This is a genomic window from Nocardia sp. PLKS1-43 (assembly GCF_059510335.1).
The window spans coordinates 143,874-169,723 of sequence record NZ_JCAJZQ010000015.1 but is presented as its reverse complement, the minus strand read 5'-3'; the positions used below and the strand labels follow the sequence as shown (position 1 = coordinate 169,723).

The window sequence follows — 25,850 nt, the reverse complement described above, 5'->3', positions numbered from 1 at the left end:
TCGGTCGTTGTTCGTGCGGAACGTGTTGTCGCGCAGCGCCTGTGTCAGGTGAGGTAGCGGTAGGCGGGGGAGTTGGGGTCCAGGCGTTCGCATTGGAGGGGAGAGGCGTGCATGCGGACCAGGAGGGGTTGCAGGCCGTCCGGGGAGCCGAGCTGGACGCCGACCAGGGCCGCGCCGGTTTCGCGGTTGTTGCGTTTGACGTATTCGAACAGGGTGATGTCGTCCTCGGGGCCCAGGACCTGGTCCAGGAAGCGGCGCAGGGCGCCGGGCTCCTGGGGGAAATCCACCAGGAAATAGTGTTTCAGGCCCTGGTGGACGAGGGAACGTTCGATGACCTCGCCGTAGCGCGAGACGTCGTTGTTGCCGCCGGAGATCAGGCAGACCACGGTGGAGCCGGGGGTGATGTCGATCTCGGCGAGCCCGGCCACCGACAGCGCGCCCGCCGGTTCGGCGATGATGCCCTCGTTCTGGTACAGCTCCAGCATGGCCGTGCAGATCGCACCCTCGTCGACCAGCATCATCCGGAAAGAGCCTGCGCCCCTGGGGGATTCGGTCGCGGTGAGCAGCGGGAGGGAAGCGTGCGAGACGACCCGGCCGCCGAAACTGGTGACCGCGGCGTAGGGCAGATCGCCGATCCGCCGCACGGCCGCGCCGTCGACGAAGGGGTCCACCTCGGGCAGCGTGACCGGGCCACCGGCCACCAGCGCCGCGGTCATCGAGGCGGCTCCCGCCGGTTCGACCGCGAGAATCGCTGTGGCGGGCGAACGTTCGCGCAGATAGGTGCCGATTCCGGCCAGGCAGCCACCGCCGCCGACCGGAACGATCACCAGATCCGGTGTGCGGCCGAGCTGTTCGAGGATCTCGGCGGCGATGGTGCCCTGCCCGGCGGCGGTGCGGGGGTCGTCGAAGGGCGGCACCATCGTCGCGCCGGTGCGGGCGACGTCGGCGGCGGCCTCCGCGGCCGCCGCGTCGAAGGTGTCGCCGATGGCGAGCAGTTCCACGAACTCGCCGCCGTGCGCGCGGATTCGATCGCGCTTCTGCTTCGGGGTCGTCGTCGGGACGTAGATGCGGCCGGTGATACCCATCGCGCGGCAGGCGAACGCGACACCTTGGGCATGATTTCCGGCGCTGGCGGTCACCACGCCCGCCGCGCGCTCGGCGTCGGTGAGTTGCACGATCAGGTTGTAGGCGCCGCGCAGTTTGTAGGAGCGCACGGCCGTAAGGTCCTCGCGCTTGACGTAGATCTCCGCGCCGCACAGCGTCGAGAGCCGATCGATCCGTTGTAGCGGCGTGGGCTCGATGATGTCGGAAATTCGCTTGGCGGCAGCATCGATCTCGTCCGCGCTCAGTTCGGGCAGCGGACCGGACAACTTCTCTGCGACATCAAGCGGTTCGGACACCCGAACATGCTATCCGGGACCCGAACCGGTGTGACGTGCACCCGCCGGCTGTGTGCCGGTGGCGGGGCCCGTCCGCCGAAGTGACGGTGACCTGGGCGGATATTCGTGATTTTCGGGACTGCGAGTGCTGCGCGGGCCGGACCGTCCGGATCGGGGCGCATCGGTCGGGCAGTGTTGGGCGGAAGAGAAGTTCGGTGGACCGAACTTAGATATGCGTGTACCCTGACGAGATGGCAGTGGTGAACCCTGAGCGAACCGTCGCCCGCGGCGCGCGGACGGTCGATATCGCCGGTGCGCAGTGGCCGTTGTACAAGCTCGAGGCGCTGGCCCTGGGGTTGCTGGTCGGTCTCGTCCTGGGGCTGGTCACCGGATCCGTGCAGGTCGCCGTGCTCGTCGCCGCTGCGGTGGCCGCGCTGCGCTGGACGGTCGCCGCTGCCGGTCGGCTGGTTCGCCCGGTCTCCTGATCTCGGCTCGGCGGCCGGGCTCACTCCGGTCGACAGTACCGGCATGATGTTCCGGGCTGTGGCGATCGCGGATTATGGCCTCGGGGCGAGCTGTGAACAGGTCCGGACATGGGCGCTGGTTCCCGGCCCTGCTCGGGCCGGCTCGATGGGACCGAATGGTCGAGTGGGCGCCTCGTGGACATATCGTGCCGACCGGACGCGGCGGCCATTCATAGTTCCGAATGGGATCGTTTGGTGCGCAGCATCTTTCGAAATTTCTCCGATTTCGCGGCCGAGGTTCGCGACCAGTGCGTCTGTGAGCGCTAACATCCATACGTCCGAAATTCTCCCGCGCGGTGAAACGAGAATTGCCGCCTCCGGCATCGCTTGAGGCGCAGGGTGATTCACCCCCAGCCGGGCGGGCAGTGGCACGGATGGATGCGGGCGCTAACCTGAGTCATGGATCGACGCCGGTAGTCCGGCACGGAAGGTGGGGATGTGAAGGACCGGAACGGGCGCTCCCCGGGAAAGCCGGGCCGTCCGGCGGTGATGACGGACGTGGCCAAGCTGGCCGGTGTGTCACATCAGACCGTCTCGCGCGTGCTGAACGACAGCCCGCAGGTGCGCGCCGAAACGCGCGAGCGCGTTCTGGCCGCCGTCGAAACGCTGGGATATCGCCCCAATGCCATGGCCCGCGGTCTGGTCAGCCGGCGTTCGAAGGTCCTGGGCGTGGTCACCTTCGACACCGTGCTGTTCGGTCCGGCATCGATGATGCTGGGCATCGAAAGGGCCGCGCGCGCAGCCGGTTACGGCGTCAGTATCGCCACCCTGGAGACCGTGGACCGGCCCAGCGTGCTGGCCGCGGTGAACACCCTCGCCGATCAGGGCGTCGATGGGGTGATCGTCATCGCGCCGCAGCAGACCACCGCCGCCGCATTGCACTCGATGCCCCGCCAACTGGTCGTGGTCGCGGTCGAGGCCGGCCAGGACGCCGGACTGCCCGCCGCCGCCGTGGACCAGTTCGAAGGCACCCGGCTGGCCGTGCGACACCTGCTCGACCTGGGACATCGCACCGTATGGCACGTCTCCGGCCCGGCCGGTTGGCTCGAGGCGCGCGACCGCGCCGAGGGCTGGCGGCGCGCCCTGGAGGCGGCCGGTGCGGAGATCCCGCCGCTGATCGGCGGTGATTGGAGCGCCCGCTCGGGCTACGAGGCCGGTCTGGTGCTGGCCGCCCAATCCGGGGTCACCGCGGTCTTCGCCGCCAACGATCAGATGGCGCTGGGCCTGCTGCGTGCCTTCGCCGAACGCGGAATCCGTGTCCCCGAAGACGTTTCGGTGGTCGGCTTCGACGACATCCCCGAGGCCGCGTACCTGACCCCGCCCCTGACCACCATGCGACAGGACTTCGACGAGGTCGGCCGCCGCAGCATGCAACTGCTGCTGCAACTCCTGGAATCCGACACCGACGTCCCCGAACCGCCCCCGGTGGTCCCCACCCTCGTCGTCCGCGAAAGCACCGCCCCGCCCGCGCGGTAGCAGCGGCGATCCCGGCCGGTTCAGCGATCCTGTCGCCAAACCTGGGAACGAGCCGGAGTGGATCCACGGCGGCCGCACCTCAATCAGTGGTAGGGAGCGGTCGACGTGGAACTCCGGGCCGGACCGAGGCGGTGCGGCCCGGGTTACCTCGCCGCCTCCTCAGCCGGCCAGGCACCCCGGGCCGAGCAATGCCTTCAGGTCGCCCATGAGTGCCGAGGAGGGGGAGACGCGGAGGTTGTCCGCGACCTTGAGGACGGTGGTCTTCTCTCGGGAGCCGACGTGGCGGATGTGGACGTCCGCGGTGCCCGGGTGGCTGGACAGGACGCGTTTGAGGGCGCTGACCTTGTCGGGGGTGCACAGCCGGGTCGGGATGGTCACGGCGAGCGGTTTCTCCACGCCGATCGCGGACAGGTCCGGCACCACCAGATCGTTGGCGATCAGCGAGATCCGATCGTCGCGCATCGAGACGCGGGCCTTGACCAGCACGACCGCGTCGTCGACGACGTCCATGCCGTACACCGAATAGGACTGCGGGAAGAACAGCACCTCGATCCCACCGGTGAGATCCTCCAATTGCGCCGAGGCCCAGGGGAGTCCGTTCTTGTTGACGCGCCGGTTCACCGAGGCCAGGATGCCGCCGATGGTGACCTGGGCGCCGTCCTTCACATCGCCCTGCAGAATCGATGGGATGGGCGTATCCGCCTGTGCCGCAAGCACATGCTCGACCCCGTTGAGCGGATGCCCGGACACGTAGAGCCCCAGCATCTCTCGCTCCAGCGCGAGCTTGTGCTTGGACTCCCACTCCTCGTCGGGAACCTTCACATCGAAGACCGAGGCCATCGATTCATCGCCGTCGTCCAGCCCGCCGAACAGGTCGAACTGGCCGATCGCCTCGGCTTTCTTGGTGGACATCACCGCGTCGATGGCATCGGAGTGCACCAGCAGCAGACCCTTGCGGGGATGGCCGAGCGAGTCGAAAGCGCCTGCCTTGATGAGGGATTCGGTGACCTTCTTGGTGCAGGCGACGGTGTCGATCTTGTTCAGGTAGTCGGAGAAGTCGGTGAACTTCGACTTCTCCTTGCGGGCGGCGATGATCGAGGACACCACGTTCGCCCCGACGTTGCGCACCGCACCCAGCCCGAACCGGATGTCCGCGCCGACCGAGGCGAAGTTGTGCTCGGACTCGTTCACATCCGGCGGCAGCACCGTGATCCCCAGGCGGCGGCAGTCGGACAGGTAGACCGCGGCCTTGTCCTTGTCGTCGCCGACGCTGGTGAGCAGCGCGGCCATGTATTCGGCCGGATAGTTCGCCTTCAGATAGGCGGTCCAGTAGGACACCAGGCCGTAGGCGGCGGCGTGCGATTTGTTGAACGCGTATCCGGCGAAGGGAAGGATGGTGTCCCACAGCGCTTTGATCGAGGCCTTGGAGAATCCGTTCTCCAGCATGCCCTTCTCGAAGCCCTCGAATTCGGCCTCGAGGACCTCGGCCTTCTTCTTACCCATCGCGCGGCGCAGAATGTCCGCTCGGCCGAGCGAGTACCCGGCCACCTTCTGCGCGACGTGCATGATCTGCTCTTGGTAGACGATCAGGCCGAAGGTCTCGCCCAGGATGTCCTTCAGCGGCTCCTCGAGCTCGGGATGGATCGGTTTGACCTCTTGCCGGTTGTTCTTGCGGTCGGCGTAGTCGTTGTGCGCGTTCATGCCCATCGGGCCGGGGCGGTACAGCGCGCCGACCGCGACGATGTCCTCGAACGCGGTGGGCTGCATGCGGCGCAGCAGATCTCGCATGGGACCACCATCGAGCTGGAACACGCCGAGAGTGTCACCGCGCGAAAGCAATTCGAAGGTGGCCTTGTCGTCCAGCGGCAGCGTGTCCATGTCCAGGTCGATGCCGCGGTTGGCCTTGATGTTGTCCAGCGCGTCACCGATCACCGTCAGGTTGCGCAGGCCCAGGAAGTCCATCTTCAACAGGCCGATGGCCTCGCACGACGGATAGTCCCAGCCGGTGATGATCGCGCCGTCCTGCGCGCGCTTCCACACCGGGATCGCGTCGGTGAGCGGCTCACTGGACATGATGACCGCGCAGGCGTGCACGCCGGCGTTGCGGATCAGGCCCTCGAGACCCTTGGCCGTCTCGTAGATCTTGGCGATCTCCGGATTGGTCTCGATCAGCGTGCGGACCTCGGCGGCTTCCTTGTACCGCTCGTGCTCGGGATCGGTGATGCCCGAGACCGAGATGTCCTTGGCCATGATCGGCGGCGGCAGCGCCTTGGTGATCTGGTCGGCGATGGCGAAACCGGGCTGCCCGTGCAGAACTCGGGCCGAATCCTTCAGTGCGGCCTTGGTTTTGATGGTGCCGAAGGTGATGACCTGCGCGACGCGGTCGCTGCCCCACTTCTCCGAGGCGTAACGCACCATTTCACCGCGACGGCGATCGTCGAAGTCGATATCGATATCGGGCATCGACACGCGCTCGGGATTCAGGAACCGCTCGAACAGCAGACCGTGCGGCAGCGGGTCGATATTGGTGATGCCCAGCGCGTAGGCGACCAGCGAACCGGCCGCCGAACCACGGCCCGGACCGACCCGGATGCCGACCTCGCGGGCATGGTTGATCAGGTCGCCGACGACGAGGAAGTAGGCCGGGAAGCCCATCTCCAGGATGACGCCGATCTCGTACTCGACCTGGTCGATGTACTTCTGCGGCGGGCCGCCGGGGAACCGGCGGTCCAGGCCGCGGCGCACCTCCTCACGCAGCCAGCTGGCCTGGGTGTGCCCTTCGGGCACGGGGAAGATCGGCATCCGGTCCCGGTGGGTCCACACGTCCTCGTAGGACTGCACCCGCTCGCCGATCAGCACCGTGTTGTCACACGCCCCGGGCACCTCGGCATCCCAGATGGCACGCATCTCGTCGGCGGATTTGAGGTAGTAGCCGCTGCCGTCGAATTTGAAGCGGGTCGGGTCCGAGAGCGTCTTGCCGGTCTGAATGCACAGCAGCGCTTCGTGGTTCGTGGCGTCGGACTCGTGTACGTAGTGGCAGTCGTTGGTGGCCAGCGGGCGGATGCCGAGCTTCTTGCCGACCTCGAGCAGACCCTGGCGCACCCGCGTCTCGATGGACAGGCCGTGGTCCATCACCTCGAGGAAGAAATTGTCCTTGCCGAAGATCTCCTGCCACTTGGCCGCGGCCTCGAGCGCCTCGCGCTCGTGCCCCAGGCGCAGCCGGGTCTGCACCTCGCCCGAGGGACAGCCGGTGGTGGCGATGATGCCCTCGGCGTACTCGGCGATGATCTCGGCGTCCATCCGGGACCACTTGCCGAGCTGACCCTCGATCGAGGCCAGCGAGGAGAGCTTGAACAGGTTGCGCAGACCGGTCGCGTTCTCCGCGACCATCGTCATATGGGTGTACGCACCGGAACCGGAGACGTCGTCGCCCTTCTGGCTCGGATCACCCCACTGGACACGTTTGGTGTTGAACCGCGACTCGGGCGCGATGTACGCCTCGATGCCGATGATCGGCTTGATGCCCTGCTTCTTGGCCGAGTTGTAGAACTCCGAGGCGCCGAACATATTGCCGTGGTCGGTCATGCCGACGGCGGTCATGCCGAGCCGCTCGGCCTCCTTGAACAGCGGCGTTATCTTCGCCGCGCCGTCGAGCATCGAGTACTCGGTGTGGTTGTGGAGGTGAACGAATCCCGAGGCTGACACGGCTAGAGATTATGCCCCGGGTACGACAGGAATCGTGGAGGTGGGCCGAGGTCCGCGCGAAAGTGCATGTGGTAGCCGTTCGGTCGTGTCGACCGGGTCCGGATCCGAGTGCCCGGTGTGCGAAACCAGTGTGTGCGGGAGGTGTTTTCGGGGAATGATGAGGCTGTGCGCGGGACGCCCGGGACGATTCGGGTAGTCGGCTACGCGCGCGGGGCTCATGCGTGGGGCGGGAGGATCCAGTTATGAAACGTCTGGTTGTGTGCTGTGACGGCACGTGGGGAACGGCGAGCAATCCGTCGGTGTCCAATGTCGTCAAGATCGCGGAATCGGTGCGGCTGGACACCACGGCGGCAGCCGGGGGGTCGGTCGGGCAGCGGGTGTTCTATACCGACGGGCCCGGCTCGCGCGGCTACCTGCTGGACAAATACCTCGGCGGCGCGTTCGGGCTCGGCCTGGACGCCGGGTTGTCCACCATGTACTGGCAGCTGGCGCTGAACTGGGAGCCCGGCGACGAGATCTTCGTCTTCGGATTCAGTCGCGGCGCCTACACGGCCCGCAGTCTCACCGGCCTGATCGCCCGGATCGGTCTGCTGTCCGCCGAAGCGATGATCGAGGGCCGGTATCCCGAAGCGATGCGGATCTTCCGCCAGCGCAAGGATGATCCGGACGATCCCGATCCGCAGGAGTGGGTCGATTTCCGCGCTCGGCACTGTCAGTATCCGGTGCCGATCAAATTCGTGGGTGTCTTCGACACGGTCGGTGCGATGGGCGTTCCCGGAATCACCTCGTGGCGTTACCGATTCCACGATCTGCGGCTGTCGCCGGGCGTGCACACCGCGCGTCAGGCGCTGGCCGTCGACGAGCGCCGGCGCATCTACCAGCCCTGCCTGTGGGAGGTCACCGACGAGGAAGGCGTCACCCAGCAGCGGCCCGATCGCGTCAAACAGGTGTGGTTCGAGGGCTGCCACACCGATATCGGCGGCGGCATGCCCGACAGCCGGCTCTCGGATCGGACGCTGCGCTGGATGGTGCGCGAGGCGCGGGAACAGGGCCTGGAATTCGACGACGACCTGCTGGCCAAGATCTTCCAACGCGGCGAATCCGCCACCGGGCCGGTACATCCGAGCAATTCGCTGACCTGGGCCTACCGGGTGACGAATCTGATCGGGACGCTGCTGCGCCCGGGTAACCCGAGGTTCTACCGGGACGCCTGGCGGCGGCTGTGCGCACCCGATGACAAGCGCGTGTACCTGGCCTCCTGCGCGAAACCGCACGGCGACTACGACCCGCCCAACCTGCGCCGCTGGGCGCAGGAGTGCAGCGACAACGTCCCCGTCGAACAGACCGCAAACCCCGCCGCCCCAACCAATCCCACCGCAGCGGAACAAGCCCTGGCCTGACCGGCGAGCCTTGAAGCGCCGAAAGTACAACTAGCGCACCAGCAGTGCGACCGGTAGCCGGGTGAACAGCTTCTCCAGGCGGACGCGGGTGGTGAAGGTGTGTCCGGTGAGGCGGTCGGTCCAGGTGCCCTGGGGCAGGTCCAATGCCGCATCGCCCCAACCGGTTTCGCTCAGCCGGAGGCTGTGGCGGGTGGCGGCCACGATGACCTGCGGCGGCTCGTCCACCGGGCCGCGGGCATAGGCGATCAGGTGTCCGGCGCGGTCGCCCGCGGCGAACAGCGGCGTGTACGCGCCGCCGACGAAACATTCGGGACGTTCGCGCCGCAGCCACAGCGCATAGGCCACGATCCACATCTTGGCCGCACCGCTGGAATCCAGTTCCGGTGTGCCGGTGAGTGATTGCAGCATCGTCAGGCGATGGCCGAAATCGACCGGGCGGCGGTTGTCCGGATCGACGAGCGAATCCTCCCAGAGTTCACAGCCCTGGTAGATATCGGGGATGCCGGGACCGCAGAGCTGAAGCAGCTTTTGCGACAGCGCATCCGACCACGCGTGCGGCGCGAGCTTGATCACCGTCTCGGACAGCCCGCCGCCGACCTGGCCGTCGATCACCGCGTCGATCCACTGGTGCAGTGCGGACTCGAACTCGAGATCCGGTTCCTCCCAGGAGGTTTTGGTGCCCGCCTCGCGGGCGGCCTTCTCCGCGAACAGATGGAGACGCTCGCGCAGGCCCGCGACCGTCGCGGCGGGCCGCCCGTCGTTCGGCCACATCCCGAACATGTTCTGCAACAAGAACAGTGCCGTCGCCTCGTCCGGCGGCGGAGTGTTCTCGAACCAGCGGGGCACCGACTCGGCCCACAGCTCCGCGGCCTGGGACAGCACCCCGATCCGGGCGCGCACGTCCTCGCCGCGTTTGGTGTCGTGGGTGGTGAGCGTCGTCATCGTCGCCGGCCACCGTTGCGCGCGTTCGGAATTGGCCAGATGGAACTCCAGCACGGACCGGCCGAACCGGGCGGGATTGCCGCCCACCTCCTGCAGTGAGACCAGTCGCGCGCCCTGGTAGTACATGGTGTCCTCGACGGCCTTGGCGGTCACCGCCCCACACACCTGATGCAGGCGCACGGCTGCCTCTCCGTTCGCGGCCAGCGCGGTGACCAGCACCGATAGCGGCGCGGTCAGTTCGCTGTTGCGCTTGCACACCTTCTGCACCACCGCGGTGATCATGCCCGCCAGCGGTGCGTAGTCGGTGCGGTAGACGGGCATGAACGAGAGCACCTCGATCGTGGCGTTGGTCAGCGCCATATCGCTGATCGGCACGGTGTCGATGCCGCTGACTCCCGCGTCCCGCTTGATCGCGGCGACGAGCCTGCGGATCTCGGGAACGAGCATCGTCTCGGCCACAGCGCGCTTGATGCGATGTTCGTTGTTGCCGATCCACGCGCCGTTGCTGCCGTGCCCACAGTACTTGCGTGACAGTTCGGTGAGGACCTTCTCCCCGTCCGGATCGATGAGTACCCCGCCCAGATCCGCCAGCGCGTCGTAGCCGGTGGTGCCGTCGATGGGCAGCATCGCGTCCAGCGGCTCGCGATTGGACAGTACCTTCTCCACCACCAGCAACCGGCGCGGTCCGATCAGCCGGCGCAAACGGGCCAGATACGCGGCGGGATGGGCCAGCCCGTCCGGATGATCCACGCGCACACCGTCGATCAGATCGTGCTCACACCAGGCGGACAGTTCGCGGTGGGTGATCTCGAAGACCGCGGGATCCTCCTGCCGGATCGCCGCCAGGCTCGACACCGAGAAGAACCGGCGGTAGGTGCAGATCCCGGCCTTCCAGCTGACCAGGCGATAATGCTGCTTGTCGTGGATCCGAAGCGCGTTCTCCCCATCGGTACCGGCGGCGATGGGAAAGCGCAGATCGTGCAGTGCCAGCATCGGTTCCGGGCCGCTGCGATCGACGGTCAGCGCGGCCGGATCGTTCTCGTTCTGCAGCACCGGCAGCGCCAGTCGCCCGCCCGCGCCGTTGTTCGAACTCCAGTCGATGTCGAAGAAGTGCGCGAACTGGGATTTGCGGCCGTGGCACAACACGTCCCACCACCACGGGTTCTGTCGCGGATCGCTCACCCCGACGTGGTTCGGCACCAGATCGATGATCAAACCCATTCCGCGACTGCGTAACTCGTCCGAGAGCGCCTTGAGCCCGCCCGGACCGCCGAGCGCCGCGGACACCGTCGTCGGATCGGTGACGTCGTAGCCGTGCGTGGAGCCGCGCATCGCGCTCATGACCGGGGACAGATACAGATGCGAGATGCCCAGTTGCTGCAGGTATTCCGCGATCGCGCGGGCATCGGCGAAGGTCAGCGCGTCCGGTCGCAGCTGCAGCCGATAGGTGCTGCGGACGTTCGTCTGCCGGAGCACCGGTGTCGTGTGTGACTCGGGGGAAACGAATTCTGTCATCTCTGTCTTGATCTCATCATGGCGTTCGTGCGGCCCTACATCCTCGCCCACACCGGTTCCGGTGTATCGGGCCGGTCCGTCCGGCGCAATACCAGCAGGCAACGGTCCGGCACCTCGACCACGGCCGGCGCGTCGTAGTCGACCGGTGCGTGTCCGGTGGGGGTCGAACAATCCAGGGCCACGGACCACCGGGTGCCGAAATCCGGTCCCGGCAGGGTGAACTCGATGGGCGCGTCGTGAGCGTTGAAGCAGAGCAGGAACGAATCGTCCCGGATGCGCTCACCGCGCGGGCCCGGCTCGTTGATCCGCGCGCCGTTCAGGAAAACCGCCAGGGAGCGGCCGAATCCGGAATCCCAGTCCGCGGCGGTCATCTCGGCGCCGGACGGAGTCAGCCAGGCGATGTCGGGCGCGTCGAGGCGACCGTCGCGGTCGTCTCCGGCGCTGGGGCGGCCGTCGAAGAAGCGGCGGCGTCGGAACACCGGATGTGCCGCGCGCAGCGCCAAGGCGGCGCGGGTGAACTGGAGCAGCTCCGAGTTCTTCTGTGCCAGAGTCCAATCCACCCAGGACAAGGACGAGTCCTGGCAGTAGGCGTTGTTGTTGCCGTGCTGGGTACGGCCCATTTCGTCACCGTGCAGCAGCATCGGGGTGCCCTGGGAGAGAGCGAGGGTGGCGATCATATTGCGCGTCTGGCGATCTCGCAGGGCCAGAACGCGCGGGTCGTCGGTCGGGCCCTCGACGCCGCAGTTCCAGGACCGGTTGTAGTTCTCGCCGTCCTGGTTGTCCTCGCCGTTGTCCTGGTTGTGTTTGTCGTTGTACGACACCAGATCCCGCAGCGTGAACCCGTCGTGCGCGGTGACGAAGTTGATACTGGCCCCGGGGCGGCGGCCGGTGGCCTCGTACAGATCCGACGAGCCGGTGAGCCGGGAGGCGAACTCGCCCAGCGTCGCCGGTTCGCCGCGCCAGTAATCGCGAACCGTGTCCCGGTATTTGCCGTTCCACTCGGTCCACAGGCTGGGGAAGTTGCCGACCTGATAGCCGCCCTCCCCGACGTCCCAGGGTTCGGCGATGAGTTTGACCTGGCTGACCACCGGATCCTGCTGGACCAGATCGAAGAAGGTGGACAGCCGGTCGACATCGTGCAGTTCGCGGGCCAGGGTGGCCGCCAGATCGAAGCGGAACCCGTCGACGTGCATCTCCAGTACCCAGTAGCGCAGCGAATCCATGATCAACTGCAGGGTGTGCGGATGCCGGACGTTGAGGCTGTTGCCGGTGCCGGTGTAGTCGACGTAGCGCTGCGGATCTTCCTGTGCCAGACGGTAGTACGCCGCGTTGTCGATTCCGCGCAAGCACAGGGTCGGCCCCAGGTGATTGCCCTCGCCGGTGTGGTTGTAGACCACATCGAGAATCACCTCGATGCCCCCGGCGTGCAGGGCGCGCACCATGGCCTTGAATTCGGTGACCGCGGCGCCGGCGCGCGGATCGGCGGCGTATTCGTGATGCGGGGCCAGATAGCCGAAACTGTTGTAACCCCAGTAGTTTCGCAGCCCCTTGTCCAACAGCAGCCGGTCGTGCAGGAATTGGTGCACCGGCATCAGCTCGACCGCGGTCACGCCCAGTCCGATGAGGTGTTCGATGATCGCGGGATGCGCCATGCCGGCGTAGGTTCCGCGCAGTTCGGGCGGCACCTGCGGATGCGTCATCGTCATACCCTTGACGTGCGCCTCGTAGATGACCGTCTCGTGATAGGGCCGTCGCGGCGAGCGGTCGTCGGCCCAGTCGAAGTACGGGTTGATCACGACACCGGTCATGGTGTGCCCCAGCGAATCCCGGCCCGGTGTGTACAGCGAAGGATCGTTGCCGAACTCGCCGGTGAACGCCTTGCCGTACGGATCGAGCAACAACTTGCTCGAGTCGCAGCGCAGTCCGCGTTCGGGTTCGAACGGGCCGTGTACCCGGAAGCCGTAGCGTTGTCCGGGGCCGACCGTGGGCACGTACGCGTGCCACACGTAGCCGTCGACCTCCTCGAGCGGAATGCGGATCTCCGTCCCGTCCCGTCCGATCAGGCACAACTCCACCCGCTCGGCGACCTCGGAGAAGAGGGAGAAGTTGGTTCCGGCTCCGTCGTAGGTGGCGCCCAACGGGTAGGCGGTGCCGGGCCAGACGCCGAGCGGCGCGACCTCACCGAGTGCGTCGGGTGGAACCATGCCTCCGACAGTAACGGGCGTTCCTGTGGACCCGGCGCGGGTGGGCGTCGAGATGTGGCGTTCGGCGCATTTCTCGCACCGCGCCGGCGCGGACTCAGCGCAGCGCGCGACGCCAGGTCTGCCCGAGCAGATCCCTGCCGAAACTGTGGTGCGGCTCGGACTCGACCAGTTCGAATCCGGCCCGCTGGTAGATGTGCCGGGCCGAGGTCAGCACGTCGTTGGTCCACAACACCATCTCGCGGTATCCGGCGGCGGTGGCGAATTCCAGGCACTGCCCGACCAGTGCGGTGCCCACGCCCCGGCCCCGGGCGGACGGTTCCACCAGGAGCAACCGCAGGCGTGCGGTGTCGTCGTCCTCGCGCATGCAGAACACGGCCCCGAGTCGCTCGCCGCCCGCCTCGGCGATCCAGGCGCGTTCGGTGTGCGGATCGTGCGATTCCAGGAAGCCGGTCACGATCCGCGCGACGAGGGTTTCGTAACTGCCGTCCCAGCCGTATTCGGCGGCGTACAGCACGGCGTTGCGCGCGATCACCCAGCCGTAGTCCCCGGGGCGCGGGTCGCGGATGCGCACCGGTGCGTCGCGGCCGTCGAGGATGGTCTCGATGGTGTGCATGGCCTCGACCAGGCGGGTGTGGTCGGCGGCCGGCCGTTCCCCGAGCAGGCCGGCGATGCCGCGGCTGGAGCGCTCGTCCAGGTCGGCGAAGACGGTGCGGCCCCGGCCGGTCAGCCGCACCTGCTGGCGACGGGCGTCCTGCTCGCTGCGTCGTCGCTCGACCAGGCCGTCCTGCTCGAAGCGGGCCAGGATGCGGCTGAGATAGCCGGGGTCCAGGTCCAGGCTCCGGCGCAGTTCGACCACGTCCGCGGTGTCGGAGTGGGCCAGTTCGAACAGGATGCGCGCCTCGGTCAACGAATAGTCGGTGTCGACGAGGTGTTCGTGTAAGACGCCGATCAAACGGGTGTACCGGCGATTGAATTCGCGGACGGCGTGGATGTGCTCGATGGCGACGTCGGTACTCGTGAGGGCGGTGTTCATGGGCTCCGCTTCCGGTTCGCTTATCTTTGACACGGTCAGAATATTCTTTGACTCCGTCAAAAGATAGCGCGACGGCCTTCCGGTGTGGACGGTTTTCGCGTGCGGATGCCGAGGGGCGGGGCGCCGATGGTAACTTGAACGACGTTCAAGGACGCCCTCGCGAAGGATTGCCGTGGTACTGACCCCCGACGAGATCACCGCGCTGGATGCCGCCCACGTCTGGCATCCCTACGGCGGTTTTCCGGCTCCGACCGAACCGCTGGTCGTGGCCTCCGCCGCCGGAACCCGGCTCACCCTGGCCGACGGTCGCGAACTGGTCGACGGGATGAGTTCCTGGTGGGCCGCGGTGCACGGTTACCGGCATCCGGTGCTGGACGCCGCGCTGACCGAGCAGGCGCAGCGGATGAGCCACGTCATGTTCGGCGGTTTGACCCACGAACCCGCAGCGCGACTTTGCCAGTTGCTGGTCGAACACACCCCGGACGGGCTGGACAAGGTGTTCCTGTGCGATTCGGGGTCGGTGTCGGTCGAGGTGGCGGCCAAGATGTGCCTGCAGTACTGGCGGGCGCTGGGCAAGCCGGAAAAGCGCCGGCTGCTCACCTGGCGCGGCGGTTATCACGGCGACACCTTCACGCCGATGAGTGTGTGCGACCCCGAGGGGGGCATGCATTCGCTGTGGACCGATGTGCTCACCGAGCAGATCTTCGCCCCCGTGCCGCCGAAGGACTACGAGCCGGAGTACGTCCGCGAACTCGAGCGCCTGCTGGCCGAGCACGCCGCGGAGACCGCCGCGGTGATCGTCGAGCCGATCGTGCAGGGTGCGGGCGGTATGCGCTTCCATCATCCGGACTATCCGAAAGACCTGCGCCGCCTCTGCGACGAGTACGGCGTCCTGCTGGTATTCGACGAGATCGCCACCGGATTCGGCCGCACCGGAACGTTTTTCGCCGCGGACCGGGTCGGTGTGCGGCCCGACGTGATGTGCCTCGGCAAGGCCCTCACGGGCGGATACCTGACCCTGGCCGCGACCCTGTGCACGTCGCGGATCGCCGAGACGATCAGCGCCGGGCACGGCGGGCTCATGCACGGGCCGACCTTCATGGGCAATCCGCTGGCCTGCGCGGTCGCGGTCGCCTCGATCGAACTGCTGCTGGATCGCGACTGGTACGGCGAGGTCGCCGGGATCGAGGCCCGGCTCACCGCCGGACTGGCCGCGGCGCAAGAGGTTCCGGGCGTGGTGGAGGTGCGGGTGCGGGGTGCGATCGGCGTCGTCGAACTCGACCATCCGGTCGATATGCGCAAGGCCACGCACGCCGCCGTGGACGCCGGGGTCTGGCTGCGCCCGTTCCGCAACCTCGTCTACACGATGCCCCCGTTCATCAGCACTCCGGACGATATCGCCCGGATCACCGCCGGTGTGGTCGCGGCGGCCGCGAGCTGAATCCGTTCGGGCGCGGACCGGTCCGCGCGGCGGGGTGCGGATCGGTTCGTCGTGGAGGAGCCGGTGATCGCCGCGTCGCAAGCGGTTGCCGCCGGTCGTACCCCGGCGCCCGGCGGTATCGCCGGGCGCTTTCCTGATGTGTGGTGTGTGCACAGCTGGATCGGCAGCGACCGATGTCTGCCGCCGCCCCGGTCCAGAGGCCGGAGGTCCGCGTCGCGGCGTATCGACGGACCGTTGCTCGGGCGGGCCTTGCTCCTGAACGGCGTTCAAGTATGCTTCTCTGCTGTGAGTAGCGATCCGTTGAGCTGGTTGGACGAGCGGGCCACCGCGCGCGTGAGCGCCGGACTGCGGCGGGAACTGCGGGCGCGCCGGCCCCGCTCCGCGGCGATCGATCTGGCCTCCAACGACTATCTGGGCCTGTCCCGGCATCCCGAGGTGATCGCCGGCGCGGTCGATGCCGTGCGCACCTGGGGAACCGGATCGACCGGGTCGCGCCTGGTGACCGGGACGACGACCGCGCACGAGGATTTCGAGGCCGAATTGGCCGAATTCGTCGGCGCGGAAGCGGGATTGGTGTTCGCCACCGGATACGCCGCCAACCTCGGCGTGGTCACGGCACTGGCCGGGCGCGGCTCGCTGGTGGTGTCCGATGCGGGCAGTCACGCCTCGCTGGTGGACGCCTGCCGCCTCTCGCGGGCACGGGTCGAAATCGCCCCGCACTGCGATGTCGAGGCGGTGGACCGGCTGCTGGCCGAGCGCAGCGAGGAGCGGGCGCTGGTGCTCACCGATTCGGTGTTCAGTGCCGACGGTGATCTCGCGCCGCTGACCGATCTGCATCGGGTGGTCAACGCCAACGGCGCGGTGCTGATCGTCGACGAGGCGCACGGCATCGGCGTGCGCGGCGAGGGCGGGCGCGGGCTGGTGCACGAGCTGGGCCTGGCCGGACTGCCCGATCTGATCGTCACGGCGACACTGTCGAAAGCTTTTGCCGCCCAAGGCGGTGCGGTGCTGTCCAGCGAGCGTGTCCGGGCGCATCTGATCGATTCCGCGCGCACGTTCATCTTCGACACCGGACTGGCCCCGGCGGCTGTCGGCGCGGCCCGCGCGGCGCTGGGAGTGCTGCGGCGCGATCCGGGCATGGGCGGTCGGGTGCTGACCCGCGCGGCGCAGATCGCCCGCATCGCCGGTGTGCCACAGCCGGATTCGGCGGTGGTGTCGGTGGTGCTGGGCAAGGCGCAGGTCGCCTACGATGCCGCCGGCGCGTGCCGGGCGCGCGGACTGAACGTGGGATGCTTCCGTCCGCCGTCGGTGCCCGAGGGCACCTCGCGGCTGCGGCTGACTGCGCGCGCCGATCTCACCGACGCCGAGATGGACACCATCGCAACGGTTCTGGGCGAGGTGCTGGCGCAGGCGCGAGCCGGGGCGGCCGATCCGCGCCCGGAGGTGATTCCCGTCGGCGCGTCCGTGTCGTAACTGTTTTCTCTTGTGGGAGTGAGGATTTCGTGAGTGTACTGATCGTGACCGGCACGTCCACCGACGTGGGCAAGACGGTCGTCACCGCGGCGCTGGCGGCCGCGGCGCGTGCGGCCGGACGTTCGGTGGCGGTCTGCAAACCGGCCCAGACCGGCGTGCGGCCGGGTGAGCCGGGCGACCTCGCGGAGATCGTCCGGCTCGCCGGTGTCACGCGCACACTGGAATTGGCCCGCTACCCGGATCCGCTCGCCCCCGACACCGCCGCCCGCCGCTGCGGCAGCCCGCTGCTGACCCTGGCCGAAACGGCCGCGGGGGTGGAATCGCTCGCCGACGCCGATCTCACTCTGGTGGAGGGCGCCGGCGGATTGCTGGTCCGGATGGGCGATTTCACGCTGCTGGACTTGGCGCAGAAGATCAACGCGCCGGTGCTGGTGGTCGCGGCCGCGGGCCTGGGGACTCTCAACCACAGTGAGCTCACCACCCGCGCGCTGTCCGCCGCCGGGGTGCCCTGCGCCGGATTGGTCATCGGATCCTGGCCGGTGGCACCGGATCTGGCCTCGCAATGCAATCGCGGCGATCTGCCCGCGGTCACCGGCGTGGACCTGGTCGGCAGCATTCCCGAGGGTGCGGGCCGATGGGATCCGGAACGTTTCGCCCAGGCCGCCTCGGGCTGGTTCGCGCCGACCTGGTCCGCACGCTACCTCTCGGCGTGATCGCGGCCTGCGCATATGCCTGTGAGCGGATCCTCCATGACGTCGGGATAACGCTGCGTTTTAGGCGGTTTCGCGGCGGCTGATGGTAGACCGGGGCCGAGGGGGTTGGCTCGCGGTTGCGCATCGCGCCGCACTGCCCGAACCACACCACGCGGCCGTCGTCTTCCCAGCAGCTGTACCCGTCAGGGTGGAGTTGGTCGTCATCGTGGTGATGTCGGGGTGGGCGATGAGCCGTGGCGTGGTCGGTTTCCGCCTCGGCTGCGAGCGGCGCCGGATTCCAAGGTATCGCGTCCGTAGTGAATCGGACGGTCGGGTGCTCAGCGCACCCGGCTACCCAGCAGGTGCCGTACGCCGCCGAGGAAGAGTTGCAGGCCGAAGTTGAAACGATCGGTGGCACTGGGGGTTTCGCCACCGGTGAGGGATTCGTGCACGGGCGAGGACTGCTCGTCCAGCGCGCCCGCGGAATCCATCTGCATGCGCGACTGCTCGTCCACCGTCCCGCCCAGGATGTAGTAGAGCAGCGTGTACGCGGCCCGATCGGCCTCCTCGCGGGTCATCCCGCCGCGAATCAGCGCCCCGGCCAAGCGCTCCCGGCCCTTGCTGGTGGTCAGGCGGGAGGCGTAGGTGGCCGAGACGACCTCGGCCCCGTCGCGATAGGCCAGCAGGCACGAGCGCAGCCGATGGGCGAGTTCGGTGACCTGCCCGGACCAGTCGTCGGCTTCCACCGTGTCTTCCATCGGCGCGAGGATCCGGTCGGCCACCGCGCCGAGCAGGGCCTGTTTGTTGGGGAAGTGCCAGTACAGCGCGCCGGGTTGGACGTTGAGCGAGGTCGCCAGCCGGCGCATGGTCAGATCGGCCAGTCCGTACTGGTCGAGAATGGCGACGGCTCCGTCGACGACGTCGGTGCGGTGCAGCTGCACGGCTGGCCCTTTCTGACGACCTTCATTTTCCGGCTTTGACTTCCTGTCTTCAGGTACCTTAGCCTGAACACCGTTCAAGTACACCGTTCACGTTGCGCGGCCGCCCCGGCCGGACGAAGGGATTGCGCAGTGACCCAGGCACCCGTCAGGACCGATGTCGATATTCTGGCGACCGCTCGCGAGCAGGTGCTCGAGCGCGGCGTCGGGCTCACGCAGGAGCAGACCGAGCAGGTGCTGCGGCTCGGGGACGACCGGCTCGAGGAGTTGCTGAGCCTGGCGCACGATGTGCGGATGCGCTGGTGCGGTCCGGAGGTCGAGGTCGAGGGCATCATCTCGCTCAAGACCGGCGGCTGCCCCGAGGACTGCCACTTCTGCTCGCAGTCGGGTCTGTTCCAGTCCCCGGTGCGCGCGGCCTGGCTCGACATCCCTTCCCTGGTGGAGGCCGCCAAGCAGACCGCCAAGACCGGCGCCACCGAATTCTGCATCGTCGCGGCGGTGCGCGGACCGGACGAGCGGCTGATGGCGCAGGTCGCCGCCGGTGTCGAGGCCATCCGCAACGAGGTCGACATCCAGGTTGCCTGCTCACTGGGCATGCTGAACCAGGAGCAGGTCGACCAGCTCGCCGCGATGGGCGTGCACCGCTACAACCACAACCTGGAGACCTCCAAGTCGCACTTCCCGAACGTGGTCACCACGCACACCTGGGAAGAGCGCTGGGGCACCCTGCGCATGGTGCGCGAGGCCGGTATGGAGGTGTGCTGCGGCGGCATCCTGGGCATGGGCGAGACCATCGAGCAGCGGGCCGAATTCGCCGCGCAGCTGGCCGAATTGGAGCCCGACGAGGTGCCGCTGAACTTCTTGAACCCGCGTCCGGGCACCCCGTTCGGGGATCTCGAGGTGCTGCCCGCGGCCGAGGCGCTCAAGGCCGTGGCCGCGTTCCGGCTCGCCCTGCCGCGCACCATCCTGCGCTTCGCGGGCGGCCGTGAGATCACGCTCGGTGATCTGGGCGCCAAACAGGGCATCCTCGGCGGCATCAACGCGGTTATCGTCGGCAACTACCTGACCACGCTGGGCCGCCCCGCCGAGGCCGATCTAGACTTGCTGGGCGAGTTGAAGATGCCGATCAAGGCGCTCAACGAAACCCTGTAGAGCGCACCACCGCAGGCCCTTTCGGGCCTGCACTTCATCGAGGTTGTCGGGCAGCCCTGCCGCTGCACTTCATGGAGGGTTTCGCGAGAGTGGTCATCGATATGGAAGAACGCTACAACCCGTATACGGGTCAGCAGGTCGTCACAGGCGTTGACGACCCGCTGCCTGTTGCCGCCGCGTTGGGCCTCGAGCCGCCGCGATTCTGTGAGCAGTGCGGACGCCGGATGATCGTGCAGGTGCATCCCGAGGGCTGGTGGGCAAAGTGCTCCCGGCACGGTGTGATCGACTCGAAATCTCTGGACCATCGCTGATGATCCATCCGGGTGCCGCCGAACCGTCCACCTCGCGACGGCGTGAGGTGCGTGCCGCGCTCTGGGTCGTGCTCGCGGTATTGCTGGTCAGCGCGCTCGGCGGCGCGGTGTGGGCGGCGCTGGCCCCGGCCGAACGGGTTCTCGTGGTACAGCCCGGACGCGGTGCGGCGCTGACCGGGGAGAGCGGTCACCGCTTCGACGCGATCGCGCTGTTCGCCTGCATCGCCATGGTGGCCGGGGTGCTCACTGCCGCGGCGGTGTGGCGGTTGCGCCGGGTGCGCGGTCCGATCATGCAGTGCGCCTTGCTGTTCGGTTCGCTGGCAGGCGCGGAGCTGATGTCCTGGTTCGGTGAACTCGTGGCCCGGTGGATGTATCCGCACCCGTCGAATCCGCCTCTGCGCACCATCGTCGCGATGCCGCCCACGGTCGACGGCTGGCGCACCCTCGTCGACCACTGGATCCACGCCGACCTCTCCGCGGGCGCGTGGACCGTCGTCATGGTGCAGCCGTTGTTCGCGGCCCTGGTGATCCTGCTGCTGGCCGCGCTGAGCACCTCCGAGGATCTGGGTGTGGGCTTGGCCGATCATCCGGATGACCGGCCCTACACTTCCGAGATCTCCTACGGCCCCTATGGCACGCCGCTGTCCAACAACAGTGTCTCCCTGGGACACACCGGGCCGTTCGAGGGCGCCGACTCCCGCTGACTCATGTGCACAGACCCGCTCGATACTCGTGCGGCATCGCGCGGTTTCCGGTTCGCCGCTCGCGCGGTTTCTGACCAGCCGCTCGGTGATGGTTCCGTCGCGGTGACGCGCCGCGATGAACCCCTTTGTCGTGAAACCGGATCGTCCTCGGAACCTCCTGTGGCGCAGGAAATTCGGTGGCCGACCCAGCTGCCGACGGTTACCGTGGGAAACGAGCAACCGAGGCGACGAGCGGAAGGAGGTCGGCGATGAACAACACCCGGGACCGCGCCCGCCCGGCGGACCAGGCGGCCGAGCGCCCCGCCGAACGCGCCGACCTCACCGCGTGGCGTGCCCGTCACGAACTACGCAGATCCAATGCGGCACAACCGATTGCGAGCAAGCGCACCTACCGCCGCGCCAGTAAGCACCGCAAGCGGGACACCGAGCGCTGACCGCCACGCGCACGCCGGCTCGACGTCGGAGGTCTTCCGATCGCCTCCGAGCCCCCCACAGGCTCGCCGCATCGGTCCCGAGGTTCGCCGGCCGCGCAGAATGGGAAGTCCGCACTGTTCCCGCGGGGCGATCGACCTCGGTGCGAGCGGCCCACCGGTACCGAGCAGATGGATCGAATCGGGTGTAGGGGGCGTGGCCGGAGTTCATTCGCGTGTTCATGCTGGATCGGCAGGTCGCGCCACCGAGTAGGGGACGAGCGGGCAGCCCGCCGGTGCCGAGCGGATGGATCGAACCAGGTCTCGGGGGTGCGTGGCCGGAGTTTTTCGCGTGTCCATGCTGGATCAGCAGGTCGCGCCAGCGAGTAGGTATAGAACTGTGGGATGGCCGATGATCTGCTCGATCGTGCTCGTGCGCTGCTCCGGGACGCTCCGGTGGCCGACGGACACAACGACCTGCCGTGGGCGATGCGCTCGCATGTGCGCTACGACCTGGAGGCGCTGGACCTGGCGGCGGACCAGTCCGGGGTTCTGCACACCGATCTGAACAGACTGCGGGCCGGCGGGGTCGGTGCGCAGTTCTGGTCGGTGTACGTGCCGTCGAGCCTGGCGGGAGACCGGGCGGTCGGTGCGACGCTCGAGCAGATCGATTTCGTGCGGGCGATGATCGCCCGGTATCCGGATCGGCTGCGGGCGGCGTTCGGCGCCGGTGATATGGAAGCCGCACGGGCACAAGGGAAGGTCGCCTCGCTCATGGGCGCCGAAGGCGGGCACAGCATCGACTGTTCGCTGGCCGCGTTGCGGTCGCTGTATCTGCTGGGTGTGCGGTACCTGACGCTGACCCACAACGACAATGTGCCGTGGGCGGATTCGGCCACCGACGAGCCGAAGGCGCACGGGCTCACCCGATTCGGGCAGGAGGTGGTGCGCGAGATGAATCGGCTCGGCATGCTGGTCGACCTGTCCCACGTCTCGGACGACACCATGCGTGCCGCGCTCGCGGTGTCACGAGCGCCGGTGATCTTCTCCCATTCCTCGGTGCGGTCGCTGTGTGATCACCCCCGCAACGTTCCCGACGATGTGCTGAAGTCGTTGTCCGCCAACGGTGGTGTGGCGATGGTGACCTTCGTTCCGCAGTTCGTGCTGCCCGCCGCGGCCCGATGGGTCGTGGACGCCGACGCCAACATGCGTGAGCACGGTTTCCATCCGCTCGATACCGGCCCGGCCGCGATGGCATGCCAGCGGACGTTCGAGGCCGCGAACCCGCGCCCGGTGCCGACGGTCGCCGATGTGGCGAACCACGTCGATCACGTGCGCGAGGCGGCCGGGCTCGACCATATCGGCCTCGGCGGGGATTTCGACGGAATCGCCTTCGTCACCGCGGGTCTGGACGACGTCTCCGGATATCCGAATCTGATCGCCGAACTCCTCCGGCGCAGTTGGTCCACGTCCGAGCTGGCGAAACTCACCTGGCACAACGCCGTTCGCGTGTTACGCGATGCCGAGGACGTGGCCCGCGAGCTGCGCCGCACCCGCGCGCCGTCGATCGCGACCATCGATCAATTCGACGGAAACGACTGAGCGGCAAGCAGTTCGGTGCCCCGCGACCGGGGTGACCGCTGCTGCTCAATGCGTTTCGCGCGCGGTCCCCTCGTGGCTGGTCTCGTACTCCGCCTCGATCGTCTTGGCGTGGCGGCGCTCGCGCACCTTCCACACGATCAGGCCGATGATCACGATGGCCACCACCGCGATGGTCATACCGCGACCCACGGTCGAGGCGAGCTTTTCGTAGGACTGACCGGCGAGATATCCGAGCACGACGAACGTGGTGCCCCAGACGATGCCGCCGGTGGCGTTGTAGGCCAGGAACCGGCCGTAGGGCATCCGGGAGGTGCCCACCAGCGCGGGCATCACCGCGCGGAAGAACGCGGTGAACCGGCCCAGGAACACCGCCCAGCCGCCGCGGCGAGCCAGGAAGTCCTGGGCGCGGTCGAGTCGTCCCCGGTAGCGATCCAGCATCGACATGCCCAGCAGGCGCGTGCCGAAATGCTTGCCGACCTCGTACCCCACGCTGTCGCCGACGATCGCCGCCGCGATCACCAGCACGATCATCGCCCACAGCTGGACATGTCCCTGACTGGCCGCGACCCCGCCGAGCACCGCCGCCGTCTCGCCCGGAATGACGAAACCGACGAAGATCGCGTCCTCGGCGAACACCAGCAACCCGACGGTCAGATAGACCCAAACCGGTGCGATCTCGAGGATCCGCTGCATCAGCGAGTTCATGTCGGCAACGGTACCCGGCCGCGGGAGTGCGCCGTGCGCCGCGCAACCCGGCAATTCGCCCATCGGGTGATGGGTGCGCGACGTACTCGCGGTCGGGCGGATACGGGAGCGGGCGATCGGGTTGTGCCCCGGAAGGCTGCCCTCGGCGCCGGACCGGCGTGGTACGGCACAACGTGCGGGTCGCGCCCACGGTGGCGTGCCGATCGCGGGTGACGATGAGCGAGCGCTGCGGCAGGACTTCCGAGGCGCGCGTACGACGCGCGGGCGCGCACGGGACCCGCGAGGGGATGGCGATCCTGCGGGCGGGCCCGGGATGCGACGGACCGATAGCGGTGCGGCCGCCCCGAGGTTGCGGACCGCTCGATTCGAGGTTTGCTCAGGCGGGCGGGCGCAGGGCGGCGAACTCGTCGGTGACGCGCAGCCCGTCGTCGGTGAAGCGGTACAGGGCGGCCGGGCGGCCGCCGGATTTGCCGGGGGCGGCGGTGGCTCCGGTCGGCGTGATCACCTTGCGGCGACTGAGGACTCGCTGCAAATTCGTCGTATCGACGTCGTATCCCAGTGCCGCGCAATAGATCTCGCGCAGGGTGGACATGGTGAAACGTGACGGGGCAAGGGCGAAGGCGATATTGGTGTAGGACAGTTTGGCGGCCAGTCGAGTGCGCGCGTGGCGCGCGACGGTGCCGTGATCGAAGGACATCGCGGGCAGTGCGGAGACCGGATACCAGCGGGTGTCGTCCGGCAGCTGCGGGTCGGCGGTCAGTGGCACGAGGCCGAGATAGGCCGAGGCGATGCGCCGCGGCGGTGGCACCCGGTTCGGGTCGCTGAACACCCAGACCTGCTCGAGATGGGACACCTCGCGCACATCGACCTTCTCCGCGAGCTGGCGGCGGGCCGAGAAGTCCAGGTCCTCGTCGTCGCGCAACCGCCCGCCTGGCAGTGACCAGGTGCCGGTCTGCGGTTCCATCGCCCGCTGCCACAGCAGTACCCCGAGTTCGGTGTGCCAGCCGGATGCCGGTCGGGGCGCATCGGGGTCGACCGGCTCGTTGCTGGGTTGACCTGCGGCGACGGTGTCGCGGAAGCGACGAACTTGGAACACGGCGGTGAGCGATTCGTGAATGGTGCTACTATGGGGCACGTTTTCGATTATAAGTCGAAAACCTGTTGGATGCGAAATCGGCACGAACGCCGGTGACGCGAGAGTGAGGAGCCATGCCATGGCGACGATGACGTTGACCGGGCGGGTCACGGACGGCCCGTCGGGATTCACGGGTGTCGAGGCGACCCCGGAGTGGGCGGCGGAGATCAAGCGACTCGCACGCGAGCGCAACGCGACGATCCTGGCGCACAACTACCAGCTGCCCGAGATCCAGGACGTCGCCGATCACGTCGGTGACTCGCTGGCGCTGTCCCGCATCGCCGCCGAGGCCCCGGAGGACACGATCGTGTTCTGCGGCGTGCACTTCATGGCCGAGACCGCCAAGATCCTGAGCCCGGACAAGACCGTGCTGATCCCGGACCAGCGTGCGGGCTGCTCCCTGGCCGACTCCATTTCGGCCGACGAGCTGCGCGAGTGGAAGGCCGAACACCCTGGGGCGCTGGTGGTTTCGTATGTGAACACCACGGCCGCGGTGAAGGCGCTCACCGATATCTGCTGCACCTCGTCCAATGCCGTCGACGTGGTCGCCTCCATCGATCCGGACCGCGAGGTGCTGTTCCTGCCCGACCAGTTCCTCGGCGCGCATGTCAAGCGGGTGACCGGCCGGGAGAACATGCGGATCTGGGCGGGTGAATGTCACGTGCACGCGGGCATCAACGGTGACGAGCTGACCGAACAGGCCCGCACCCACCCCGATGCGGAACTGTTCGTACATCCCGAATGCGGTTGTGCCACATCGGCGTTGTATCTCGCGGGCGAGGGCGCCTTCCCGGCCGAGCGGGTGCACATCCTGTCCACCGGCGGGATGATCGATGCCGCGAAGGCCGCGACCTCGCGCGAAGTGCTGGTCGCCACCGAGATCGGCATGCTGCATCAGCTGCGCAAGGCCGCGCCCGGGGTCGACTTCCAGGCCGTGAACGATCGCGCCTCGTGCAAGTACATGAAGATGATCACCCCGGCGGCGCTGCTGCGCTGCCTGACCGAGAATCGTGACGAGGTGCACGTCGATCCGGAAACCGCCGCGGCGGGCCGTGATTCGGTGCTGCGCATGATCGCCATCGGCAATCCGGGCGGTGGCGAATGAGCGT

General features: G+C 67.9%; 20 protein-coding genes. 12 read left to right on the top strand and 8 right to left on the bottom strand.

The window, feature by feature from the left end; translation table 11 throughout:
• Window positions 1–44: 44 nt before the first annotated feature.
• A complete protein-coding gene (gene ilvA, locus AC5WS7_RS35395; RefSeq protein ID WP_495958987.1) occupies window positions 45–1,400 on the bottom strand; it encodes a threonine ammonia-lyase IlvA in 1,356 nt (451 codons plus the stop codon).
• A gap of 230 nt (window positions 1,401–1,630) precedes the next feature.
• Here ilvA and AC5WS7_RS35390 point away from each other — a divergent pair, with 230 nt between their 5' ends.
• Both AC5WS7_RS35390 and AC5WS7_RS35385 read left to right on the top strand, forming a co-directional pair.
• Window positions 1,631–1,864, top strand: coding sequence for a hypothetical protein (locus tag AC5WS7_RS35390; RefSeq protein WP_495958986.1), 234 nt, complete (start codon window positions 1,631–1,633; stop codon window positions 1,862–1,864).
• A gap of 477 nt (window positions 1,865–2,341) precedes the next feature.
• Complete coding sequence (locus AC5WS7_RS35385) at window positions 2,342–3,379, top strand: LacI family DNA-binding transcriptional regulator (protein WP_495958985.1); 1,038 nt, start codon at window positions 2,342–2,344, stop codon at window positions 3,377–3,379.
• A 159-nt stretch (window positions 3,380–3,538) separates the two neighbouring features.
• Here AC5WS7_RS35385 and dnaE read toward each other — a convergent pair whose 3' ends face one another.
• Window positions 3,539–7,084, bottom strand: coding sequence for a DNA polymerase III subunit alpha (gene dnaE / locus AC5WS7_RS35380; RefSeq protein ID WP_495958984.1), 3,546 nt, complete (start codon window positions 7,082–7,084; stop codon window positions 3,539–3,541).
• A gap of 242 nt (window positions 7,085–7,326) precedes the next feature.
• On the opposite strand from dnaE, the gene AC5WS7_RS35375 reads away from it, so the two are divergent.
• Window positions 7,327–8,484, top strand: a complete 1,158-nt coding sequence (locus AC5WS7_RS35375) for a T6SS phospholipase effector Tle1-like catalytic domain-containing protein (RefSeq protein WP_495958983.1) — start codon at window positions 7,327–7,329, stop codon at window positions 8,482–8,484.
• A gap of 30 nt (window positions 8,485–8,514) precedes the next feature.
• Here AC5WS7_RS35375 and treY read toward each other — a convergent pair whose 3' ends face one another.
• The 3 genes from treY to AC5WS7_RS35360 all read right to left on the bottom strand — a co-directional run bounded on the left by treY (window position 8,515) and on the right by AC5WS7_RS35360 (window position 14,178).
• On the bottom strand, window positions 8,515–10,941 hold the full coding sequence (treY, locus tag AC5WS7_RS35370; RefSeq protein ID WP_495958982.1) for a malto-oligosyltrehalose synthase: 2,427 nt from the start codon (window positions 10,939–10,941) through the stop codon (window positions 8,515–8,517).
• 35 nt (window positions 10,942–10,976) lie between these two features.
• Window positions 10,977–13,145: a glycogen debranching protein GlgX gene (gene glgX / locus AC5WS7_RS35365; RefSeq protein WP_495958981.1), complete on the bottom strand. Its 2,169-nt coding sequence runs from the start codon at window positions 13,143–13,145 to the stop codon at window positions 10,977–10,979.
• A gap of 94 nt (window positions 13,146–13,239) precedes the next feature.
• On the bottom strand, window positions 13,240–14,178 hold the full coding sequence (locus tag AC5WS7_RS35360) for a bifunctional helix-turn-helix transcriptional regulator/GNAT family N-acetyltransferase (protein WP_495958980.1): 939 nt from the start codon (window positions 14,176–14,178) through the stop codon (window positions 13,240–13,242).
• Window positions 14,179–14,350: 172 nt separating this feature from the next.
• Between AC5WS7_RS35360 and AC5WS7_RS35355 the strand changes: the two genes are divergently transcribed.
• The 3 genes from AC5WS7_RS35355 to bioD all read left to right on the top strand — a co-directional run bounded on the left by AC5WS7_RS35355 (window position 14,351) and on the right by bioD (window position 17,805).
• Window positions 14,351–15,619 carry an adenosylmethionine--8-amino-7-oxononanoate transaminase gene (locus tag AC5WS7_RS35355; RefSeq protein ID WP_495958979.1) on the top strand — a complete coding sequence of 423 codons (1,269 nt, stop codon included), beginning with the start codon at window positions 14,351–14,353 and terminating at the stop codon, window positions 15,617–15,619.
• Window positions 15,620–15,904: 285 nt separating this feature from the next.
• Window positions 15,905–17,092, top strand: a complete 1,188-nt coding sequence (locus tag AC5WS7_RS35350; RefSeq protein WP_495958978.1) for an 8-amino-7-oxononanoate synthase — start codon at window positions 15,905–15,907, stop codon at window positions 17,090–17,092.
• A gap of 29 nt (window positions 17,093–17,121) precedes the next feature.
• Window positions 17,122–17,805, top strand: coding sequence for a dethiobiotin synthase (gene bioD, locus AC5WS7_RS35345; RefSeq protein WP_495958977.1), 684 nt, complete (start codon window positions 17,122–17,124; stop codon window positions 17,803–17,805).
• A 317-nt stretch (window positions 17,806–18,122) separates the two neighbouring features.
• Here bioD and AC5WS7_RS35340 read toward each other — a convergent pair whose 3' ends face one another.
• Window positions 18,123–18,725 carry a TetR/AcrR family transcriptional regulator C-terminal domain-containing protein gene (locus tag AC5WS7_RS35340; RefSeq protein WP_495958976.1) on the bottom strand — a complete coding sequence of 201 codons (603 nt, stop codon included), beginning with the start codon at window positions 18,723–18,725 and terminating at the stop codon, window positions 18,123–18,125.
• A 129-nt stretch (window positions 18,726–18,854) separates the two neighbouring features.
• Here AC5WS7_RS35340 and bioB point away from each other — a divergent pair, with 129 nt between their 5' ends.
• The 5 genes from bioB to AC5WS7_RS35315 all read left to right on the top strand — a co-directional run bounded on the left by bioB (window position 18,855) and on the right by AC5WS7_RS35315 (window position 22,901).
• Window positions 18,855–19,874: a biotin synthase BioB gene (gene bioB, locus AC5WS7_RS35335; RefSeq protein WP_495958975.1), complete on the top strand. Its 1,020-nt coding sequence runs from the start codon at window positions 18,855–18,857 to the stop codon at window positions 19,872–19,874.
• Between the two features lie 71 nt (window positions 19,875–19,945).
• Entirely contained in the window at window positions 19,946–20,185 is a 240-nt protein-coding gene (bsaP, locus tag AC5WS7_RS35330; RefSeq protein ID WP_495958974.1) for a biotin synthase auxiliary protein BsaP, read from the top strand.
• Window positions 20,185–20,889, top strand: a complete 705-nt coding sequence (locus AC5WS7_RS35325) for a DUF2567 domain-containing protein (RefSeq protein WP_495958973.1) — start codon at window positions 20,185–20,187, stop codon at window positions 20,887–20,889. Before bsaP ends, AC5WS7_RS35325 begins: the two co-directional genes overlap by 1 nt.
• A gap of 248 nt (window positions 20,890–21,137) precedes the next feature.
• Window positions 21,138–21,323: a hypothetical protein gene (locus AC5WS7_RS35320; RefSeq protein WP_495958972.1), complete on the top strand. Its 186-nt coding sequence runs from the start codon at window positions 21,138–21,140 to the stop codon at window positions 21,321–21,323.
• 381 nt (window positions 21,324–21,704) lie between these two features.
• Window positions 21,705–22,901 (top strand): dipeptidase, encoded by a 1,197-nt coding sequence (locus tag AC5WS7_RS35315; protein WP_495958971.1) that lies wholly within the window; start codon window positions 21,705–21,707, stop codon window positions 22,899–22,901.
• Window positions 22,902–22,946: 45 nt separating this feature from the next.
• Here the strand turns inward: AC5WS7_RS35315 and AC5WS7_RS35310 are convergent, their stop codons facing one another.
• Window positions 22,947–23,606, bottom strand: coding sequence for a DedA family protein (locus AC5WS7_RS35310; RefSeq protein ID WP_495958970.1), 660 nt, complete (start codon window positions 23,604–23,606; stop codon window positions 22,947–22,949).
• A 376-nt stretch (window positions 23,607–23,982) separates the two neighbouring features.
• Complete coding sequence (locus tag AC5WS7_RS35305; RefSeq protein WP_495958969.1) at window positions 23,983–24,741, bottom strand: NUDIX hydrolase; 759 nt, start codon at window positions 24,739–24,741, stop codon at window positions 23,983–23,985.
• A gap of 79 nt (window positions 24,742–24,820) precedes the next feature.
• Between AC5WS7_RS35305 and nadA the strand changes: the two genes are divergently transcribed.
• Window positions 24,821–25,846, top strand: coding sequence for a quinolinate synthase NadA (gene nadA, locus AC5WS7_RS35300; protein WP_495958968.1), 1,026 nt, complete (start codon window positions 24,821–24,823; stop codon window positions 25,844–25,846).
• Window positions 25,847–25,850: the final 4 nt, after the last annotated feature.

What these genes read in the sequence shown, in the direction of transcription:
- AC5WS7_RS35390 (WP_495958986.1), top strand. Translation starts at nt 1,631, where the DNA reads ATGGCAGTGGTGAACCCTGAGCGAACCGTCGCCCGCGGCGCGCGGACG.
- nadA (WP_495958968.1), top strand. Translation starts at nt 24,821, where the DNA reads ATGGCGACGATGACGTTGACCGGGCGGGTCACGGACGGCCCGTCGGGA.
- bsaP (WP_495958974.1), top strand. Translation starts at nt 19,946, where the DNA reads ATGGAGGGTTTCGCGAGAGTGGTCATCGATATGGAAGAACGCTACAAC.
- AC5WS7_RS35310 (WP_495958970.1), bottom strand. Translation starts at nt 23,606, where the DNA reads ATGAACTCGCTGATGCAGCGGATCCTCGAGATCGCACCGGTTTGGGTC.
- AC5WS7_RS35325 (WP_495958973.1), top strand. Translation starts at nt 20,185, where the DNA reads ATGATCCATCCGGGTGCCGCCGAACCGTCCACCTCGCGACGGCGTGAG.
- AC5WS7_RS35375 (WP_495958983.1), top strand. Translation starts at nt 7,327, where the DNA reads ATGAAACGTCTGGTTGTGTGCTGTGACGGCACGTGGGGAACGGCGAGC.
- glgX (WP_495958981.1), bottom strand. Translation starts at nt 13,145, where the DNA reads ATGGTTCCACCCGACGCACTCGGTGAGGTCGCGCCGCTCGGCGTCTGG.
- AC5WS7_RS35360 (WP_495958980.1), bottom strand. Translation starts at nt 14,178, where the DNA reads ATGAACACCGCCCTCACGAGTACCGACGTCGCCATCGAGCACATCCAC.
- AC5WS7_RS35315 (WP_495958971.1), top strand. Translation starts at nt 21,705, where the DNA reads ATGGCCGATGATCTGCTCGATCGTGCTCGTGCGCTGCTCCGGGACGCT.
- AC5WS7_RS35320 (WP_495958972.1), top strand. Translation starts at nt 21,138, where the DNA reads ATGAACAACACCCGGGACCGCGCCCGCCCGGCGGACCAGGCGGCCGAG.
- treY (WP_495958982.1), bottom strand. Translation starts at nt 10,941, where the DNA reads ATGACAGAATTCGTTTCCCCCGAGTCACACACGACACCGGTGCTCCGG.